The 17,924-nt window shown below is 61.5% G+C and carries 15 protein-coding genes; 7 read left to right on the top strand and 8 right to left on the bottom strand.

Annotation, left to right across the window (positions count from 1 at the left end; all coding sequences use genetic code 11):
* The first annotated feature begins 113 nt into the window (after nucleotides 1-113).
* The 5 genes from DQ405_RS12490 (at nucleotide 114) to DQ405_RS12470 (ending at nucleotide 5,457) form a co-directional block, all read left to right on the top strand.
* Nucleotides 114-1,004, top strand: a complete 891-nt coding sequence (locus DQ405_RS12490) for a LysR substrate-binding domain-containing protein (RefSeq protein WP_168424577.1) — start codon at nucleotides 114-116, stop codon at nucleotides 1,002-1,004.
* Nucleotides 1,001-2,020, top strand: coding sequence for an AraC family transcriptional regulator (locus tag DQ405_RS12485; protein ID WP_168424526.1), 1,020 nt, complete (start codon nucleotides 1,001-1,003; stop codon nucleotides 2,018-2,020). Before DQ405_RS12490 ends, DQ405_RS12485 begins: the two co-directional genes overlap by 4 nt.
* Before the next feature lie 324 nt (nucleotides 2,021-2,344).
* Complete coding sequence (locus DQ405_RS12480; protein ID WP_168424525.1) at nucleotides 2,345-3,112, top strand: SDR family NAD(P)-dependent oxidoreductase; 768 nt, start codon at nucleotides 2,345-2,347, stop codon at nucleotides 3,110-3,112.
* A 14-nt stretch (nucleotides 3,113-3,126) separates the two neighbouring features.
* Nucleotides 3,127-4,314, top strand: a complete 1,188-nt coding sequence (locus DQ405_RS12475) for an acetyl-CoA C-acyltransferase (RefSeq protein WP_168424524.1) — start codon at nucleotides 3,127-3,129, stop codon at nucleotides 4,312-4,314.
* A gap of 9 nt (nucleotides 4,315-4,323) precedes the next feature.
* Entirely contained in the window at nucleotides 4,324-5,457 is a 1,134-nt protein-coding gene (locus DQ405_RS12470) for an acyl-CoA dehydrogenase (RefSeq protein ID WP_168424523.1), read from the top strand.
* 431 nt (nucleotides 5,458-5,888) lie between these two features.
* Here the strand turns inward: DQ405_RS12470 and DQ405_RS12465 are convergent, their stop codons facing one another.
* The 7 genes from DQ405_RS12465 to DQ405_RS12435 form a co-directional block, all read right to left on the bottom strand.
* Nucleotides 5,889-6,968 carry a CaiB/BaiF CoA transferase family protein gene (locus DQ405_RS12465; RefSeq protein ID WP_168424522.1) on the bottom strand — a complete coding sequence of 360 codons (1,080 nt, stop codon included), beginning with the start codon at nucleotides 6,966-6,968 and terminating at the stop codon, nucleotides 5,889-5,891.
* A 261-nt stretch (nucleotides 6,969-7,229) separates the two neighbouring features.
* The gene (locus DQ405_RS12460; RefSeq protein ID WP_446730879.1) at nucleotides 7,230-8,873 is read right to left on the bottom strand and encodes a long-chain fatty acid--CoA ligase; all 1,644 of its coding nucleotides are present in this window, start codon (nucleotides 8,871-8,873) and stop codon (nucleotides 7,230-7,232) included.
* 285 nt (nucleotides 8,874-9,158) lie between these two features.
* Nucleotides 9,159-10,310, bottom strand: coding sequence for an acyl-CoA dehydrogenase family protein (locus tag DQ405_RS12455; RefSeq protein WP_168424521.1), 1,152 nt, complete (start codon nucleotides 10,308-10,310; stop codon nucleotides 9,159-9,161).
* Between the two features lie 12 nt (nucleotides 10,311-10,322).
* Entirely contained in the window at nucleotides 10,323-11,378 is a 1,056-nt protein-coding gene (locus DQ405_RS12450) for an enoyl-CoA hydratase/isomerase family protein (RefSeq protein ID WP_168424520.1), read from the bottom strand.
* Nucleotides 11,379-11,380: 2 nt separating this feature from the next.
* Nucleotides 11,381-12,271 carry a 3-hydroxyisobutyrate dehydrogenase gene (mmsB, locus tag DQ405_RS12445; protein WP_168424519.1) on the bottom strand — a complete coding sequence of 297 codons (891 nt, stop codon included), beginning with the start codon at nucleotides 12,269-12,271 and terminating at the stop codon, nucleotides 11,381-11,383.
* A gap of 70 nt (nucleotides 12,272-12,341) precedes the next feature.
* Nucleotides 12,342-13,853 carry a CoA-acylating methylmalonate-semialdehyde dehydrogenase gene (locus DQ405_RS12440; RefSeq protein WP_168424518.1) on the bottom strand — a complete coding sequence of 504 codons (1,512 nt, stop codon included), beginning with the start codon at nucleotides 13,851-13,853 and terminating at the stop codon, nucleotides 12,342-12,344.
* A gap of 454 nt (nucleotides 13,854-14,307) precedes the next feature.
* Nucleotides 14,308-15,405: a hypothetical protein gene (locus DQ405_RS12435; protein ID WP_168424517.1), complete on the bottom strand. Its 1,098-nt coding sequence runs from the start codon at nucleotides 15,403-15,405 to the stop codon at nucleotides 14,308-14,310.
* Nucleotides 15,406-15,734: 329 nt separating this feature from the next.
* Here DQ405_RS12435 and DQ405_RS12430 point away from each other — a divergent pair, with 329 nt between their 5' ends.
* On the top strand, nucleotides 15,735-16,499 hold the full coding sequence (locus tag DQ405_RS12430; protein ID WP_168424516.1) for an SDR family NAD(P)-dependent oxidoreductase: 765 nt from the start codon (nucleotides 15,735-15,737) through the stop codon (nucleotides 16,497-16,499).
* A 268-nt stretch (nucleotides 16,500-16,767) separates the two neighbouring features.
* Here DQ405_RS12430 and DQ405_RS12425 read toward each other — a convergent pair whose 3' ends face one another.
* Nucleotides 16,768-17,040: an HU family DNA-binding protein gene (locus DQ405_RS12425; RefSeq protein WP_168424515.1), complete on the bottom strand. Its 273-nt coding sequence runs from the start codon at nucleotides 17,038-17,040 to the stop codon at nucleotides 16,768-16,770.
* A 334-nt stretch (nucleotides 17,041-17,374) separates the two neighbouring features.
* Here DQ405_RS12425 and DQ405_RS12420 point away from each other — a divergent pair, with 334 nt between their 5' ends.
* Nucleotides 17,375-17,851 (top strand): GreA/GreB family elongation factor, encoded by a 477-nt coding sequence (locus DQ405_RS12420; RefSeq protein WP_168424514.1) that lies wholly within the window; start codon nucleotides 17,375-17,377, stop codon nucleotides 17,849-17,851.
* Nucleotides 17,852-17,924: the final 73 nt, after the last annotated feature.

Genomic DNA, 17,924 nt, shown 5'->3' with positions numbered 1-17,924 from the left:
CCTAGCAGCGTAAAAATATTAAACCCATGCGACTAAATGCAGAGGTATTCTGTTTTTTTGCACAGTCGGGCCATTCACCGGCTCGCTGAACCCTGATGGACCTGGAGTTTGTGGTGGATTGGGACAATTTGCGCTTCTTTCTCGAACTGTCACGCGCGGGCAAGCTGACGATCGCCGCGCGGCGCCTGGCCGTGGACCACACGACCGTTGCGCGGCGGGTGCAGGCGCTGGAGAAAGCCTTGGACCGGCAGCTGTTCATCCGCGCCAAGGCGGGCTACCGACTCTCCGAAGCCGGCCGCGAGTTGTTAGCCCAGGCGGAAGCTATGGAAAGCGCCATTGCCTCCATCGAGCAACCGAGCCTGACCGCCGACAAGCTTTCCGGACAGGTGCGTATCGGCGCCACCGAAGGCTACGGCACGGTGATGCTGGCCGGGCAGGTGGCCAATCTGACCCGTGACTATCCGCACCTCGGCGTGGACCTGCTGGCAGTGCCGCGCTCGGTGCGCCTGGCAAGGCACGAGGCGGACATCGTCATCACCCTGGAGCGACCGGAGCGTGGCCCTTATGTGATCACCAAACTGACCGACTACGTGTTACGGCTCTATGCCTCGGAGGCCTATCTGGCGCAGCATCCGCCGATCCGTTGCCGTGAAGATCTGAGCCAGCACATCTTCGTCAGTTATATCGAAGACCTGCTCTACAGCAAGGAGCTGTTTTTCCTCGACGAGATTGTCCGTCCCCGGCAGCACTCGTTGCGTAGCACCAGCATCCTTGCCCAGCAAGAGGCGGTGGCGGCCGGTGCAGGCCTGGCGATTCTGCCGGCCTTCTCGGCACGCAAGGAGCCGTTGCTCAAGGAAGTGCTGGTCGATGAAATCGAATTCACCCGCACCTTCTGGATGCTGATGCCGGTGGAAAACAAGGACCTCGCACGCATGCGCGTCTGCTGGGATTTTCTCCGTGAAGTTGCCGCCAAGAGCCAGGACCAGATGATGGGTCGCGCATGAACCGTGAGGACAAAGGCACCATTTCGGTTCAGCTGGTGCATGAAGCACTGTTGGCATTCACCGCGCCAACGCTGCCTGCCGAAGCTCTGTTGGACAAGTTAGGCCTCTTGCCAATCGATCTTGGCAATCCGGAGGCGCGGATTGACGTGGTCCAGTACAGCAAGCTCTGGCGGCGGCTGGCGCGGCATTTCGATGATGAGTTCTTCGGCATGGATCCACGACGGATGCGTACCGGCAGCTTTGCCTTCGTTTGCCGCGCGGCGATGGCCCAACCGACGCTCGACAGGGCTATGCAAGTGGCGCTGGATTTCTTCGGATTGACCTTCGAGCGTTTTCGCGGCGAGCTGCATCGCAGCCAGAGCCTGGCCGAGATCAGGTTGGTTGAGTCGCAATCGCCACCTCTACGCGCCTTTGGTTATTTCACTTTCTGGATGCTTGTGCATGGCCTGGCTTGTTGGTTGGTGGGGCGACGCATCCCTCTACTGGCCGTCGAGCTGCGCTGCGCCGAGCCGGCTTTTACTGATGATTACCGCGTGATGTTCTCCGACAATCTGCGCTTTGCCCGGTCCAGCACACGAATCATCTTCGCCGCCGAGGTGCTCGCATTGCCGGTGCGCCGCAACGAACAGGAGTTGCACGGCTTTCTGGCCCAGGCGCCGGCGAACATTCTGGTCAAATACCGGGATAACACCAGCCTCGCCAGTCGTATCAAGGCACAGCTGCGTAGGCTGCCGGCAGAACAGTGGCCGACCAGTGAAAGGCTTGCAAAGGAGCTATGCATGTCGCCATCGACGCTTCGGCGAAGGCTTGCCGAAGCGGGCTTGCCGTACCAGGCCATCAAGGATCTGGTGCGCCAGGAAATGGCAACCTTGTGGTTGTCCGACGCCGGGATCACCTACGTCGAGATCGCCGAGCGACTGGGCTTCGCCGATGTCAGCTCGTTCTACAAAGCGTTCCGCAAATGGACCGGGACCAATCCGGGCCAGTACCGCGGGTTGATTTTGCGCGCCGATTAAAGCCGCCGCGCTGAGCAAGGATTGCCCGCATCCTCTGGACCCTACGGGCACAGCAACCCGCTCATGGCATGTCTTGCTTTTCGTAGGAGCGAGCTTGCTCGCGAACCGGTGGCTGGCGTGGGCTTGTTCACCCCCAACCGGGCAAGGGCCAGGTATTTGCTGGCGGTCGTGAAGGTGTGGAGCAGACGAAACGGTTTGGCCAAAACAGTCACCGCGATTGCATGCAACGACCATTGTTCGTGCTGATCGGTCTGATGAAGATGTAGCCAGCAGGATCCGGCAGCTGGTCTGCAGCGATCCCTATCATCTTTGCGAGGTCGTGCTGTGGATATTCAAAACAAGGTTTTTCTGATCACCGGCGGCGCATCCGGCCTGGGGGCGGCAGCCGCAGATGCGCTGGTCGCCGCTGGCGCCAAGGTGGTGCTGGCGGACATCAATGCCGACTTGCTGGACGAGCGCAGCGAAGCGCTGGGCGCGAGCGCCCTCGGTGTGGTCACCGATGTTTGTGACGAGACTGCGGCGCAAGCGGCGATCGATGCAGCGCTTGAACACTTCGGCGGTCTGCACGGGCTGGTCAATTGCGCCGGCGTCGCCAGCGGCGAAAAGGTTCTGGGCCGCCAGGGCCCGCATGGTCTGCAAAGTTTCAGCAAGGTCATCGGCCTCAACCTGATCGGCAGCTTCAATATGCTGCGCCTGGCAGCAGAAGCCATTGCCAGGGGCAAGCCGGACGAGCAGGGCAATCGCGGCGTGATCATCAATACTGCATCCATCGCCGCCTACGACGGCCAGATCGGCCAGGCCGCCTATGCCGCCTCCAAGGGCGGCGTTGTGGCCATGACGCTACCGGCGGCTCGCGAGCTTGCGCGTCACGGCATCCGCGTGATGACCATCGCCCCAGGCGTGTTCGAGACGCCGATGATGGCCGGCATGACCCAGGAGGTACGCGATTCCCTGGCCGCCGGCGTGCCGTTTCCGCCACGTCTGGGTCGCGCCAATGAATACGCAGCCCTGGTGCGCCACATCATCGAGAACGACATGCTTAATGGCGAAGTGATCCGCCTCGACGGCGCGCTGCGCATGGCTGCGAAATAATCGGGAGATAGATAATGAACAACGACCCAATCGTGATTCTAGGCTGCGCCCGTACACCCATGGGCGGCTTTCAAGGCGATCTTAAAAGCGTCAGCGCGCCGGAGCTTGGCGCGGCTGCGATTCGCGCGGCAGTGGAGCGCAGCGGCATCGCTGCCGACCAGGTGCAGGAAGTGCTGATGGGTTGCGTGCTGCCGGCAGGGCTCGGCCAGGCGCCCGCACGGCAGGCGGCACTCGGAGCGGGACTTGGGAAGGCCACCGCGAGCACCACGCTGAACAAGATGTGCGGCTCTGGCATGCAGGCCGCCATCATGGCGCATGATGCGTTGCGTGCCGGCAGTGTTGACGTGGTCGTCGCAGGCGGTATGGAGAGCATGTCCAATGCGCCTTACCTGCTGGAAAAAGCCCGTAGCGGGTATCGCATGGGGCACGGCAAGGTGCTCGACCACATGTTCCTGGATGGTCTCGAAGATGCCTACGATAAGGGTCGGCTGATGGGCACCTTCGCCGAAGACTGCGCGCAGAACCATGGCTTCAGCCGCGAAGAGCAGGACGCCTACGCGCTCACGTCGCTGCAGCGCGCTCGCGACGCTATTACCAGCGGCCGCTTCGCCAGCGAGATCGCCCCCCTCGAGGTCACACAGGGACGCGAGCAGCGCACCATTCGCGACGACGAGCAGCCGCCCAAGGCGATGCCGGAGAAGATTCCGTCCCTCAAGCCGGCGTTCCGCGAGGGCGGCACCGTTACCGCCGCTAATTCCAGTTCCATTTCCGATGGCGCCGCCGCGCTGGTGCTGACGCGTCGCTCCCAGGCCGAACAGCTTGGCTTGAAACCTCTGGCGATTATTCACGGACATGCCGTGTTCACGGACGCACCGAATCTGTTCCCGACCGCGCCCATTGGCGCCATCCACAAACTACTGGAGCGCACCGGCTGGCGCCTCGACGAGGTGGATCTGTTCGAGATCAACGAAGCCTTTGCCGTGGTCAGCATGGTCACCATGCGTGAGCTCGGCCTGGATCACGCCAAGGTCAACGTCAACGGCGGTGCCTGCGCCCTGGGCCATCCGATTGGCGCGTCAGGCGCGCGGATTCTGGTCACGTTGATCGCCGCGTTGCGCGATCGCGGCTTGCGCAAAGGCGTCGCGGCTATCTGCATTGGCGGCGGCGAAGCGACTGCTATGGCCATCGAACTGCTCGATTGAGGATTGCTCATGTTGCTCAGTGACGACCACACCAGCATCCGTGACATGGCCCGGCAGTTCGCCCAGGAACGACTGAAGCCGTTCGCCGCCGACTGGGACCGTGAGCACCGCTACCCGGCCGAGGCGATAGGCGAGATGGCCGAGCTCGGCTTCTTCGGCATGCTTTGCCCGGAGCAATGGGGCGGCAGCGACACCGGCTACATTGCCTATGCCCTGGCGCTGGAAGAACTTGCCGCGGGCGACGGCGCTTGCTCAACCATCATGAGCGTGCACAACTCGGTAGGTTGCGTGCCGATTCTGCGGTTCGGTAACGACGAGCAGAAGAAGCGCTACCTGACGCCATTGGCCAGCGGCGCGCAGATCGGCGCCTTCGCCCTGACCGAGCCCCATGCGGGGTCCGACGCCAGCAGCCTGCGCACCCGCGCCCGGCGTGACGGCGATGGTTACGTGCTCAACGGCGCCAAGCAATTCATCACATCGGGTCAGCATGCCGGCACTGTGATCGTGTTTGCCGTCACCGATCCCGATGCCGGTAAGCGCGGCATCAGCGCCTTCATCGTGCCGACCGATACGCCCGGCTACCAGGTGGTGCGCGTCGAGGACAAGCTCGGTCAGCACGCCTCGGACACCTGCCAGCTGGCGTTCGAAGATATGCGCGTGCATGAGTCCCAGCGCTTGGGCGAGGAGGGCGAAGGTTACCGTATCGCCCTGGCGAACCTCGAAGGCGGCCGCATTGGCATTGCCGCTCAGGCCGTTGGTATGGCGCGCGCGGCGTTCGAAGCGGCACGCGATTACGCTCGTGAGCGTGAGGCGTTTGGTAAGGCGATCAGCGAGCACCAGGCCGTCGCATTTCGGTTGGCTGACATGGCGACTCAAATTGCGGTCGCTCGGCAGATGGTGTTGCACGCCGCCGCGTTGCGCGAAGCCGGTCAGCCGGCGTTGGTCGAAGCGTCGATGGCCAAGCTATTCGCTTCAGAAATGGCAGAGAAGGTCTGCTCGGCAGCGATTCAGACGCTGGGTGGCTATGGGTACCTTAAAGACTTCCCGGTAGAGCGTATCTACCGCGACGTGCGGGTGTGCCAGATCTACGAAGGCACCAGCGACATCCAGCGATTGGTGATTGCTCGCAACTTGGGCGAGTAGATTTCTACTCGGTATTTAGCCCGCCCTCCGCGGCGATTAAGATCCGACCGGCGACCGGCATCGTCATGTGGAGCGGGCTTTAGCACACTGCGCTGGGTGGACGTGGTCTGGTGGGCTGAAGCCCACCCTAGGGTGTTTCTGCATAGGCCCACGGACGACAGGCGACCTTTATGCAGGGTGGACGTAACTCCCGCGTTAAGTGGACGTTGTCCGGTGGGCTGAAGCCCACCCTACGGTGTTTCTGCATGGGCCCACGGACGACAGGCAACTCTTTATGTAGGGCGGGTGTAGCCGCCACGTTAGGTGGACGTGGTCTGGTGGGCTGAAGCCCACCCTACGGGTACGGGGAGTCGACGCGGGGATCGGTGTACCGGATCGCATCGTTGCTCCGCTTATGTAGGGTGGGCTTCAGCCCACCGCAATGAGAGCCATCAGTCCCAGCCTGTCGCATCTTTGACCGAGTCTTTGATCGCTCCAGGTGTCCGCGAGAAGCGCGGGGCCGGTGCGGCGTGCAGGACGCCGTTGAGATCACGATAAACACCGCGTTCCAGCATATGCGGATGCTGCGCGGCTTCCTCCAGGGTAAGCACCGGGGCGAAGCAGGCATCGGTGCCTTCGAGCAGAGCGCACCATTCGTTCTGGGTACGACAAGCGAACAGCGCGGCGAGCCGCTCACTCTGATCCAGCCATTGTGCCGGGTCGTTGCAGCCATCACGCAAGGATTTCGGCGCATCGATGCGCTGCATCAGTTCGGCGAGAAATTGCGGCTCCAGCGGCCCAATGGAGATATCGCGGCCATCGGCACAGGTGTAGCAGCGGTAATGAGGAGCAGCACCGGACAGCAGGTTACGGTCGCGCTCAAGGGAAATGGCTCCGCTGGGCAGCAGCCCGGCGAAGAAAGTCATCATCGAGGACACGCCATCGACGATGGCGGCGTCGATCACTTGCCCCTGACCTGATCGTTCCCGCTCCCACAGCGCAGCCATGATGCCGAACGCCAGATACAGCGAGCCGCCGCCGAAGTCGCCGACTAGATTGAGCGGTGGGATCGCCGGGCCCTCCCGTCCGCCGATCGCTGCTAGCGCGCCGGTGATCGCCAGGTAGTTGATGTCGTGTCCGGCACTGTTTGCGAGTGGGCCGGTCTGGCCCCAACCGGTCATGCGCCCATAAACCAACCGTGGATTGCACGCGTGAACTTGCTCGGGGCCGAGCCCCAGGCGCTCCATCACGCCGGGGCGAAAGCCTTCGATCAATACGTCCGCGTTCTCGGCCAGCGCCAGGCAGCGCTCGCGCCCGGCCTGCGTGCGGATGTCCAGGGTCAGCCGCTTGCGTCCGCGATCAACCACAGGATTCGGCCAGCCATTACCCCCTTCACGCTCGATGCGCAGCACCTCTGCGCCCATATCGGCCAATAGCATCGCGCAGTGAGGGCCAGGACCGATGCTAGCGAACTCCAGCACACGCAAGCCAAGCAGCGGTCCTTGGCGAGATTGGGTATTTTGCGGGGGCATGGCGGACTCCAGGCGAGGTGATCTGTGGATGCATCGACGGGTTCGCTAATTCGTCCCAGTCCTTCGGGCGCGAGGCCATTCGGCTGCTGCTTCAGGGGGCGTGTTGCGCAGCGCGATAGCCAGCGGGTCTGTCGGCACTTGTCGTTCGCCTCTGGCTGCGATGGGCTTTCGCGGGCTCAGCCCAACCTGCGAATGCGTCGGCCAGCGGATTTGCAGAATGACGCGCGCCGCGAAATCCATCAGGCCAGTCGCCTAAAAAAACTACACGCTCGCCGCAGCCGCCGTCGTGTCCATCAGGTGTGAACGGTAGCGATCGCGCAGCGTTTTCTTGTCGATCTTGCCTGTGGCAGTGAGCGGTACCGTGTCGATGATCACCGCATCGGGCATCCACCATTTGACGATCTGTGGCTCAAGGTAGCTGAGCACCGCCTCGGCGCAGATATCGGCATCGTCATGGGGCTCGATGATCAATACTGGACGCTCTTCCCACTTGGGATGCACCACGCCGACTACCGCGGCGATGCGCACACCAGGGCAGCCCACGGCGATGTTTTCGATGTCGATGGAGCTAATCCATTCACCGCCGGATTTGATCACGTCCTTGCTGCGATCGGTGATACGCATGTAACCGTTGGGATCCAAAGTCGCAATGTCACCGGTGTCGAACCAGCCGTCTTCGTTCAACGCACTGGTCTCGGTGCGGAAGTAGCGCTCGATGGTCCAGGGGCCGCGAACCAGTAGTGCCCCAGAGCTGGTTCCGTCGTGAGGCAGTTCGTTGCCCGCTTCGTCGATGATCTTCAGCTCGATGCCGAATTGCAGGCGCCCCTGGCGGGTCCAGATCGCTTCGTTGGTGGCTGCCTCTCCCATGGCTGTGAGCTTGGGCGTCGGAGTGGCGACCACGCCGAGCGGGCTGGTCTCGGTCATGCCCCAGAGCTGGCGGACGCTGACGCCATAGCGGGTCTCGAACTTCTCGGCAAGCGCCCTGGGTACGGCCGATCCGGCGATGACCAGACACTTGAGCTTGCCGGTGTTCTCACCGGTGCGCTCCAGGTAGTTGAGGTACATGGTCCAGATTGTCGGTACGCCACCGGAGAAGGTGACGCCTTCGGTCTGAATCAGCTCCTGCAGGCTGGCGCCGTCCATCTTGTCGCAGGGCAACACGAACTTGCAGCCGTTGATCGCAGCGGTGAACGGTACACCCCAGGCGGTGGCATGGTAGAGCGAAGAGCAGGGCATGATGCAGTCGAACGCGGAGAAGCCGAAGGCGCCGGTGAGGCCCGCCGCCATGGCATGCAGGACCACGGAGCGATGGCTATACACCACGCCTTTCGGGTTGCCGGTGGTGCCGGAGGTATAGCACAGCATCGCACCCGCGTTTTCATCGAACTGTGGCCAGTCGGTGATCGGTTCCTGTTCGGCTATAAGCGTTTCATAGCTGAGCGCACCCACTTCGCCGGGCTCGGTGCGTTGCGCGTCGGAGAGCATGATGAACGTGTGGATGTGTTCCAGCCGTGGTCGTACGCGCTCGACCACGGCGAGAAAGTTGCGATCGAACAGCAGCACACCGCTACCTGCGTGGTTCAGCGTGTAAATGATTTGCTCGTCGGAAAGACGTGGATTGGCGGTGTGCAAGACGGCGCCAATGCCGGGAACGGCGAAGAACAGCTCGAAATGACGATGGGTGTTCCAGGCCATGGACGAAACCAGGTCGCCGGGCTGCACACCGAGGCTGCGCAGCATCGACGCGGCTTGGCCGGTGCGTCTCGCCAGGCCTGCGTAGTCGTAACGCCACATGGGTTCGTCCACTAGCCGTGAAACGATTTCCCGGTCGCCATGGGCCGTGGCTGCGTGGGTTAGGATGCCGCTGATCATCAGCGGAGTCTGCTGCATCGTACCTTTGAGCATCTTCGTATCCTTCTTATTGTTGTCTGGATGGCGGTCGCGCTTGCCGTCATCTGCCGCTCGGAATACTGCTTCGAGGTGTTTCGTCTTACTGTCTGGTGCCGCGCCTTGATCGCCAGCAGGCTGGTTCCTACAAGGGTGAGGATACCGAAATCGATCAGGGCCGTAGACCATCGATCGCAACTCGATGAAGTGTAGGAGCCAGCTTGCTGGCGATCCCGTACCGCACGGCTTCCTGATCGGTAGCAAACCTAGGCGTGCCCTTATTTCCTGCCACAGGAGAGTTGATCACAACCCGTAATTGTTCAACTCTCGCGCAATTAACAACCTCTGAATTTCACTCGATCCCTCGTAAATCTGCGTAATGCGCGCGTCGCGGTAGTAGCGTTCGACCGGGTAATCTTCAAGATAGCCATAGCCGCCGTGGATCTGCATGGCCTTCGAACAGACATACTCGGCCACTTCCGAGGCGAACAGCTTGGCCTGGGAGGCTTCCGACAGGCATGGCAGGTTGGCGCTGCGCAGGCGGGCGGCGTGCAGGATCAGCAGGCGAGCGGCGTTGAGCCGCGTGTGCATGTCGGCCAGCATGTTGGCTACGCTCTGGTGCTCGATGATTGGCTTGTCGAACTGGATACGCTCGCGGGCGTAGCCAAGTGCCGCTTCGAATGCCGCGCGGGCAATGCCCAAAGCCTGGGCGCCGATGCCGATGCGTCCGCCTTCGAGGTTGGACAGGGCGATTGCCAGACCCTTGCCACGCGGGCCAAGCAGGTTGGCTTCTGGAATGCGGCAATCGCGCAGCGTGACACCGCACGTATCCGACGCGCGGATGCCCATTTTGCTTTCCATGCGATCGACGACGAAACCAGGGTTGTCGGTGGGCACAAGAAACGCCGACAGGCCTTTCTTGCCCAAGTCGGGATCGGTCACTGCAAACACAATGGCGATCTTGGCGCGTTTGCCGTTGCTAACGAATTGCTTGGCACCGTTGATCACCCACGCGCCGTTTTCCAGCACGGCGCGGGTGCGAAGATTGTGGGCTTCGGAGCCGGCCTGGGGCTCGGTCAATGCAAAGCAGCCGATGGCGCGGCCCGCAGCCAGATCGGGCAGCCATTCGTCCTGCTGCTCCGGCGTGCCGTATTTGAGGATAGGACCGCAGCCGACCGAGCTGTGAATACTCATCAACGCGCCGATGGCGCCGTCGCCGGCAGAAATTTCTTCGACCGCCAGCGCGTAAGCGACGTAGTCGATATAGGTGCCGCCCCATTGTTCGGGAACGATCATGCCGAGTAGGCCAAGCTCGCCCAGTTGGGTCACGGTGTCGTCGCCGATCCAGCCGGCCTGCTCCCAGGCCTGAGCCTTCGGTGCGATCTCGGCGCGGGCGAAGTCGCGCGCCATGTCGCGGATCATCCGCTGTTCTTCACTCAGTTCGATGTCTTGCATGGTTCGACCCTCTCAGACGCCAGCGAAGAAATCGGCAACGCGTTGCGGCGTCACTTCATCCAGCGTAGGTGGGTTCCAGCGCGGATTCTTGTCTTTGTCGACAATCAGCGCACGGACGCCCTCAATGATGTCGCCCTGGTCGAACCACTGCCGGTCCAGGTGCAGCTCCATGCGAAAGCACTCGGCCAGGGGCAGCTCGCGCCCGCGACGGAGCATTTCCAGAGTGACGCTTATCGCCAGCGGCGAACGGCTATCGATGACCTTAAGAGTTTCGGCCACCCAGTCGCGATACTCCGGGCGACTTTCACTGGCCAGAGAGTCGCGGATGGCAGCGATGCTTTCATGGCCGAAATGCTTTTCGATGGTCGGAAACAGCGTCTTGAAGGGTGCGTCCGGGAGTTCCCTGCTGCCCATGGAGGCGAGCAGGGTGTTGAGCGCTTCGCTGGCCGGTGCGCTCCAGTTCTGCTCGTCCAACCGCTGTTCCAGCTCGACGAAGCGCTCATGGGGCACGCAGTAATCGGCGAGTCCGGCGTAGAGCGCGTCGGCCGAGCCGACGTGATTACCGGTCACGCCCATGTAGATGCCAAGGTTGCCCGGCAGTCGGGGCAGGAAATAACTACCCCCGACATCCGGGAAATAACCAATGCCAACTTCCGGCATGCCCATCCGCGTGCGTTCGGAAATCACTCGCAGCGAAGCGCCCTGGACCAGCCCCATACCGCCACCAAGCACAAAGCCCGTCATCAAGGCCAGCAGCGGTTTGCTGTAGGCGTGGATGTATTGGTCGAGGGCATATTCTTCTTCGAAGAAGACGCGGTGCAGGCTTTCACCGTTCTGGTAGCTGTCGTACAGCGAGCGGATGTCTCCGCCAGCGCAGAAGGCTTTCTCACCGGCGGCGCGCAACACCACGGCGACTACGTCCGGGTCATCCGCCCAATCCTGCAGTTGGCGATGAAGGCTTTGTACCATCGGCAGCGTTACGGCGTTCAGCCCAGCCGGGCGGTTGAGGGTGAGGTAGCCGACGCGATTGCGAACCTCGATCAGTACCGGCGCTTCTGCCTGGGTCATGCTCAGTTCTCCTGACGGTAGAGTTTGATGATCGCGGAGAAGTCCAGTGCACCGTGTCCCTGCATGCTGAAGGCTTGGTACAACTGCTGCGCGAGACCCCCGAGGATAACCGGCTGGCGTACCTGTTTGGCTGCTTCACTGGCAAGTCCGAGATCTTTCAGCATGAGGTCGGTGCCGAAACCGCCACTGTAGCCGCGTGAGGCTGGGCTGTTTTCCACCACGCCGGGGATGGGGTTGTAGACCTCAGAGCTCCAGCAACGACCGCTGGATGAGTTGATTACGTCGGCTAACACCTTGGCATCCATCCCCAGCGCGACGCCCAGTGACATGGCTTCGGCCGCGCCGATCATGGAGATGCCCAGCAACATGTTGTTGGCGACCTTGGCTACTTGACCGTTACCGCTGCCACCGCAGTGGACGATGTTCTTCCCCATGTTCGCGAGGATCGGCCGAGCCGTTTGAAAGTCCGCGTCGCTGCCACCGACCATGAACGTCAGGGTGCCGGCCGCCGCGCCGACCGTGCCGCCGGAGACGGGGGCGTCGAGCATCGGGTTGCCGTTATTTTCCGCGGCGGCGGCAACTTCGCGCGCGCTCATGGGATCGATGGTCGAGCAGTCGATCAGCAGCACACCGGCCGGCACGTGAGCCAGCAGGCCGTCCTCGCCGAGATAGACCTGTTTTACATGTGCGGCCGCCGGCAGCATGGTGATGATCGCCTCGACTCCCGCCTGGGCAACGGCGGAGGGAGAAGTGGCTTCCTTAGCGCCGGCAGCCACCAGCCCGGAGACCGCAGTGGCGGAAAGATCATAGACGCTGATCTGATGACCGGCTTTTAGCAGGTTGTGGGCCATGGGCCCGCCCATGTTGCCGAGTCCGAGAAAACCGATATGCATGGCCGTTTCCTTCTTCTTATTGATGGCGATTGGACGGCGCCGTGACCGACAGGCACGGCGCCTGTCGCGGTTACTTCAGGTTGATGGTGGTGTTCACCGGCCCGCCGACTTCGTTCTCGTCGAACCAGCGCTGGGTGACCGTCTTGGTCTGAGTGTAGAACTGCACCACCTGCTTGCCATACGGGCCGAGGTCGCCCAGCTTGGAAGCGCGCGAGCCAGTGAAGGAGAACATGGGCACCGGCACCGGAATCGGCACGTTGATGCCGACCTGACCGACGTCGATCTCTTCCTGGAAATGACGGGCCGCAGCCCCGGAGCGGGTGAAGAGGGCGGTGCCGTTGCCGTTGGGGTTGGCGTTGATCAGCTCGATGGCCTGGTCGAGGGTGTCGACCTGCATCACGCAGAGCACCGGGCCGAAGATTTCCTCGCGGTAAATGCTCATTTCGGGCGTCACGCCGGAGAAAATGGTCGGTCCAACGAAGTTGCCTTTGTCGTAACCAGCTACCTGCGGGTTGCGACCGTCCAGCGCCAGCTCTGCACCTTCGGCGACGCCGCGCTCGATCAGCGAACTGATACGATCCAGCGCTGCGCAGGACACCACCGGGCCGACATCGGTGCCGCTCTCGGCGCCTGCGTTGATCTTCAATGTCTTGGCTTTGGCGATCAGATCCGGCAGCCAGCTCTGCGCCTCTCCCACTAGGATCAGCACCGACAACGCCATGCAGCGTTGACCGGCCGCACCGAATGCAGCACCGGTCAGGTTGTTGAGGGTCTGCTCCTTGTGCGCGTCGGGCAGGATGATGCCGTGGTTCTTGGCGCCCATCATGCACTGAACGCGCTTGCCGGCCTGACTCGCACGGTTGTAGACATGGGTGCCGACCTTGGTCGACCCAACGAAGGAGACGGCCTTGATATCCGGGTGATCGCAGATCAGGTTCACTGCGTCGGCGCCACCATGGATGACGTTGAGCACGCCCGGCGGTACGCCAGCTTCCATGGCTAGCTCAGCCAGGCGCATGGTGACCATCGGATCCTGCTCGGACGGCTTGAGGACGAAGGTATTGCCAGTGGCGATGGCCATCGGAAACATCCATAGCGGGATCATCGCCGGGAAATTGAACGGGGTGATGCCGGCGCAGACGCCGAGCGGCTGCAGCAGGGTGTAGGTGTCGACGCCAGTGGCGACATTGTTGGCCAGCTCACCTAGCTGCAGGTTACCGATGCCCGCTGCGTGTTCGACCACTTCCAGTCCGCGAAAGACGTCACCCTCGGCATCCGGCAAGGTTTTGCCCTGCTCGGCGGTGAGGATAGCGGCCAGCTCCTTCATGTTTTCGCGGATCAGCTGCTGATACTTGAGGAAAATCCGCGAGCGCGCGCCGATGGGTGTCTTGCGCCAGGTCTTGAATGCTTCTTTGGCGGCGGCGACCGCAGCGTTCATTTCCGCATCGGTGGCGAAGGGCACGCGAGCGAGCACTTCCTGCGTAGCCGGATTGACGATGTCTCGCCACTCGCTGGTAGACGACTCGACGAGCTCGCCGCCGATCAGGAGTTTGACTGTGGGGATGGCACTTGACTGGTTCATAGTAGGCCCTTGGCGATTGTTGTTGTCGGGGACGTCGGATCGATCAAGCTTTACCTGATCCTAGAGTGCAAATTTGTTCAAGACAATGCGGGTTGCCGCATACTCGATCTGCATAAATGCACAAAACATTTATTCGTCCTCCTTTGCGAAAAAAGGACTACTCCGCGCCGTTGCGATGGATTCAGCGGTGCAAGATCCGATCAGGGCTCTGAAGACAACTATAGCTATGCTGGCCGCCGGGACTGCGCAGATGGCAGGGTCCGCAACACGGAGATGCTTTCCACGGGGTATCCGCTTGACTTAAGGGCGCTGGAATACGCCAGTGCTGCGTGACGGCCGTCGTCGCGCAAGCCGTTCTTCTTCAGCTCTGGAGGAAGGGGATTCAGGGGGGCTGGAGCTTGTCGCGGCAAGCCCGCATCGACGGGCCTGCCGGATAACCTGTGTATTTGAGGCGCTACTGCCCCTGGGTTACGAACGCCGAATTGCCGTTACCGGTCTGCATGATGACAGCACTCTCTTGCGTCACGCTGGCAGAGGTTCCGATCTGAACCAGCGACGCGTAATTCTCCGTGCCGGTCTGTTGAATGTCGCCGCTACCGTAGTAGCCCGTCTGGTCAACATCGATTTCGTTGCGTGTACCGTTCTGGTCGATAAGCAGGCTGCTGCCGTCGAAGCCCTGTTGAATGTCGACCCGGTTATAGTCACCGGTCGAAGTGCCTACCACCGTCGTCGAGCGGCCGCCATGCTGTGCGGTCAGTTCGTTCCCTGTGCCGTCCTGGGTGAAGGTGAAGCTTCCGAAACCGCTGTTCTCAACCACATTGGCAACGTTGCTCGTACCGATCTGAGTCAGTTGCACGTCACCTGCGCTGTACTGACTGGATTGCTGGGTGAGCGTGGCCTGGTTGCCCGTGCCGTTTTGGCTGATGGTGGCAGATGCACCGGAGAATCCGCCATCCTGCTGCAAGTCGATGGCGTTGGCGGTTCCGGTCTGGCTTGTATAGGCCGAGCTATTTCCAAGCTGCTCGACCAGTAGCGTATTGTCTTCGCCAACTTGTGTGGCGCCGAGATGGTTGGCGGTTAGCTGCTGCGATACGTCAACCACGTTCCGCAGCCCATCCTGGTCGATCGTTGCGCTATTGGCTGCTCCATCGATCTGCTCGATATAGGCCAGATTGTCAGTGCCGATTTGCGAAATGGTCGCCGTGTGGCCGACCTCCCCATAGGCGGCTTGGTAGACAGTGGCGAGGTTGTAGCTACCGTCCTGCGACACATCCGCCTGGCTGGTTCTGCCTTCCTGTTCGATGGTAGTGAAATTACCCGTCCCGCGCTGCTCACTCGTGGCGGTTAATTCCGATCCGTTCTGCAGGGTATATACGACATTTGCGTCGCCATCTTGCAACTGGCTGCTGAGGTTATCTGTTCCGTTCTGCTGCACCACATCGGCGTAATTATCGGTGCCCGTCTGGTCCTGCGTGGATTCGTTGAGGGCAGAAGCCTGATTCGCTACCAGTACCGCGATAGCGCCTGCTAGAAGTGTTTTTGTTGTGAGCATGTTCAGATTCCTTTGATGGCTGGAGATCGGCTTTTAACCGCCACGCTTACGCCCTGAAATCCGCCTTTCAGTCTATAGCGGTTGAACGGGGGATTAAGCCGCTGTTCGGTGTGGCTGAAAGCCTGATAAAACGCTCCAGGCGGGCCGTACCGCCAGCGTTCTGCTTTGTATTAATTTGAAATAAGCGGCGGCTTCGTTTGATCAATCCGTACATGCGTTGGCCTAACGAGGCGGAGAAACTACTCGAAATTTTCAGTCGACCAACGGACCATAAGCCACCGATACCATTGCGCGCTTCTACAAGCGTCGCTAATCGAAAGAGGAAAAGCATGAACAGTAAGGTCGTTTTCATCACCGGTGCCACCTCTGGATTTGGTCGCGCCACCGCCCGTCGATTTGCTGAAGCGGGCTGGTCGCTGGTGCTCACCGGTCGCCGCGCCGAACGCCTGGACGCCTTGAAGGAGGAGCTGGTCGGCAAGGTCCCGGTACATGTCGCCACGCTGGACGTGCGCAAGAACGAGGCGGTCAAGGAAGTCGTCGCCAAGCTGCCGGAAGCCTTCCGCGCAGTGACCTGCCTGGTCAACAACGCGGGCCTCGCTCTGGCTCCGGAGCCGTCGCAGAAAACTGATCTGAATGACTGGCACACCATGATCGATACCAATATCACCGGGCTGGTCAACGTCACCCATGCGCTTCTGCCGACACTGATCGAGACCGGCAAGGGCGCCAGCATCGTCAATATCGGTTCGGTGGCCGGCCAATGGCCGTATCCGGGTAGTCATGTGTATGGCGCCAGCAAGGCGTTCGTCCAGCAGTTCAGCTACAACCTGCGCTGCGACCTGATCGCTACGGGCGTGCGGGTCACCGACATCGCTCCAGGCATGGCTGAAACCGAGTTCACGCTGGTCCGGACCAAGGGCAACCAGGCGGCTTCCGATGCGCTTTACGGCACTACCACACCGCTGACGGCTGAGGATATCGCCGAGCAGATCTTCTACGTGGCTACGCTTCCTGCGCATATCAACATCAACCGGCTGGAGATCATGCCGTCACGTCAGGCCTGGGCTGGCTTTGCCGTGGACCGCGACAAGTAACTCCCACTCGGCAGCACAAGCGGCGCGGCTCAGATCGTGCCCGCTGGCTCGCCACATTTTCTGCCGGGCAGGGCGGTCTCGCGCGGCTGGCGTTGCTATCGTGTTATCGAGGGTGATGTGATCATCCGGACCGCCTTGTCGCGTTCGCGTCGCGCGGGCATCAGGCCGTGGGGGTCGGAATCGGTGCGGGGAATGAGCAGGTTGGGCAGGGTTGAAGCAGGCGCTGCGTCCGCGAAGGACGTCAGCGGCCCGGTATTCGGATGCTGGCTTAGTTCACCGCATCTTTCAGCGACTTGCCTGGCTTGAAGCCTGGCAGCTTGGCCGCGGAGATCTTGATCGTCGCGCCAGTCTGAGGGTTGCGACCGTCACGAGCGGCGCGCTCCTTGACGGCAAAGGTGCCGAAACCGACCAGTGTCACGCTGTCACCGTTCTGCAGGGTATTGGTTACGCTTTCGGTGAAGGCGTCCAATACACGGATGGCGGTGCTCTTCGGTACATCAGCGGAGGCTGCGATCGCTTCAATCAACTCGGCTTTATTCACGGGTATGGCTCCAGGTTGTGATGGGTGGTCAGTATAAGCAGCGTCTCGCTCCGTCGCCTGCGGCAATTTTCCTCTTTTGTAAAAATATCCCGCGCGCGGCCGACAAATCGCATGTTTAGCTGATCCAGACGCTTCTGTCTGGACAGCTACTTTTCGGCATCGGTTCATCGCCCACCCGACCATCGGCGGGGTTGGCGACGGTGCGTCTGTCACCAACGTGTCTGGACGGAGGGCTGCCTTTGCTCGTGGCGCTGCTGACCGATGCGGCAATCATCATGGCTCACGGTGCGCGCCGATGCCATGCTAGACGCCTGCACACCTATTCCGAGCCCGTATGAACAAAACCCATCTCCTAGCGCTGATCATCGAGACGCTACAGGCCGATCTGGCTATTGCCAGGGATGCGTTGAAGGCTTCCCACGAAGCGGCAACGCACGCCGAGAGCAAGGCCGAAAACAAGTACGACACCCGCGGCCTAGAGGCCGCTTATCTGGCGGATGGTCAGCGGCGGCGTGCCCATGAGATCGAGACGGCGCTGTCCAGCTACCGCAACCTGCCAGTGCGCTCCTTGGTGGATGAAGCGATCAAGCTAGGTGCACTGGTATCTCTGGAACTCGCGGGTGATTGTCGTTGGGTCTTTCTGGGACCGGACGCAGCAGGGTTACGGGTGGCTATGGACCGCACCGAGGTGCTGGTCATTTCGCCACGCTCACCGCTGGGGCAGGCACTGCTCGGTCGGCGCGAAGGTGACGAAGTCGAAGTACAGGTGAATGGCCGGCGCCAGCAGTACGAGGTGATATCGGTCTGTTAAACGAAGTTATTTCCCACTCGGGGTAACCCGCGTGATGGAGTACTTCGAACGCACCGAACCTATAGCGATCTAT

Source organism: Pseudomonas sp. SST3 (assembly GCF_003325755.1).
This window is presented reverse-complemented; position numbering and strand designations above follow the sequence as displayed.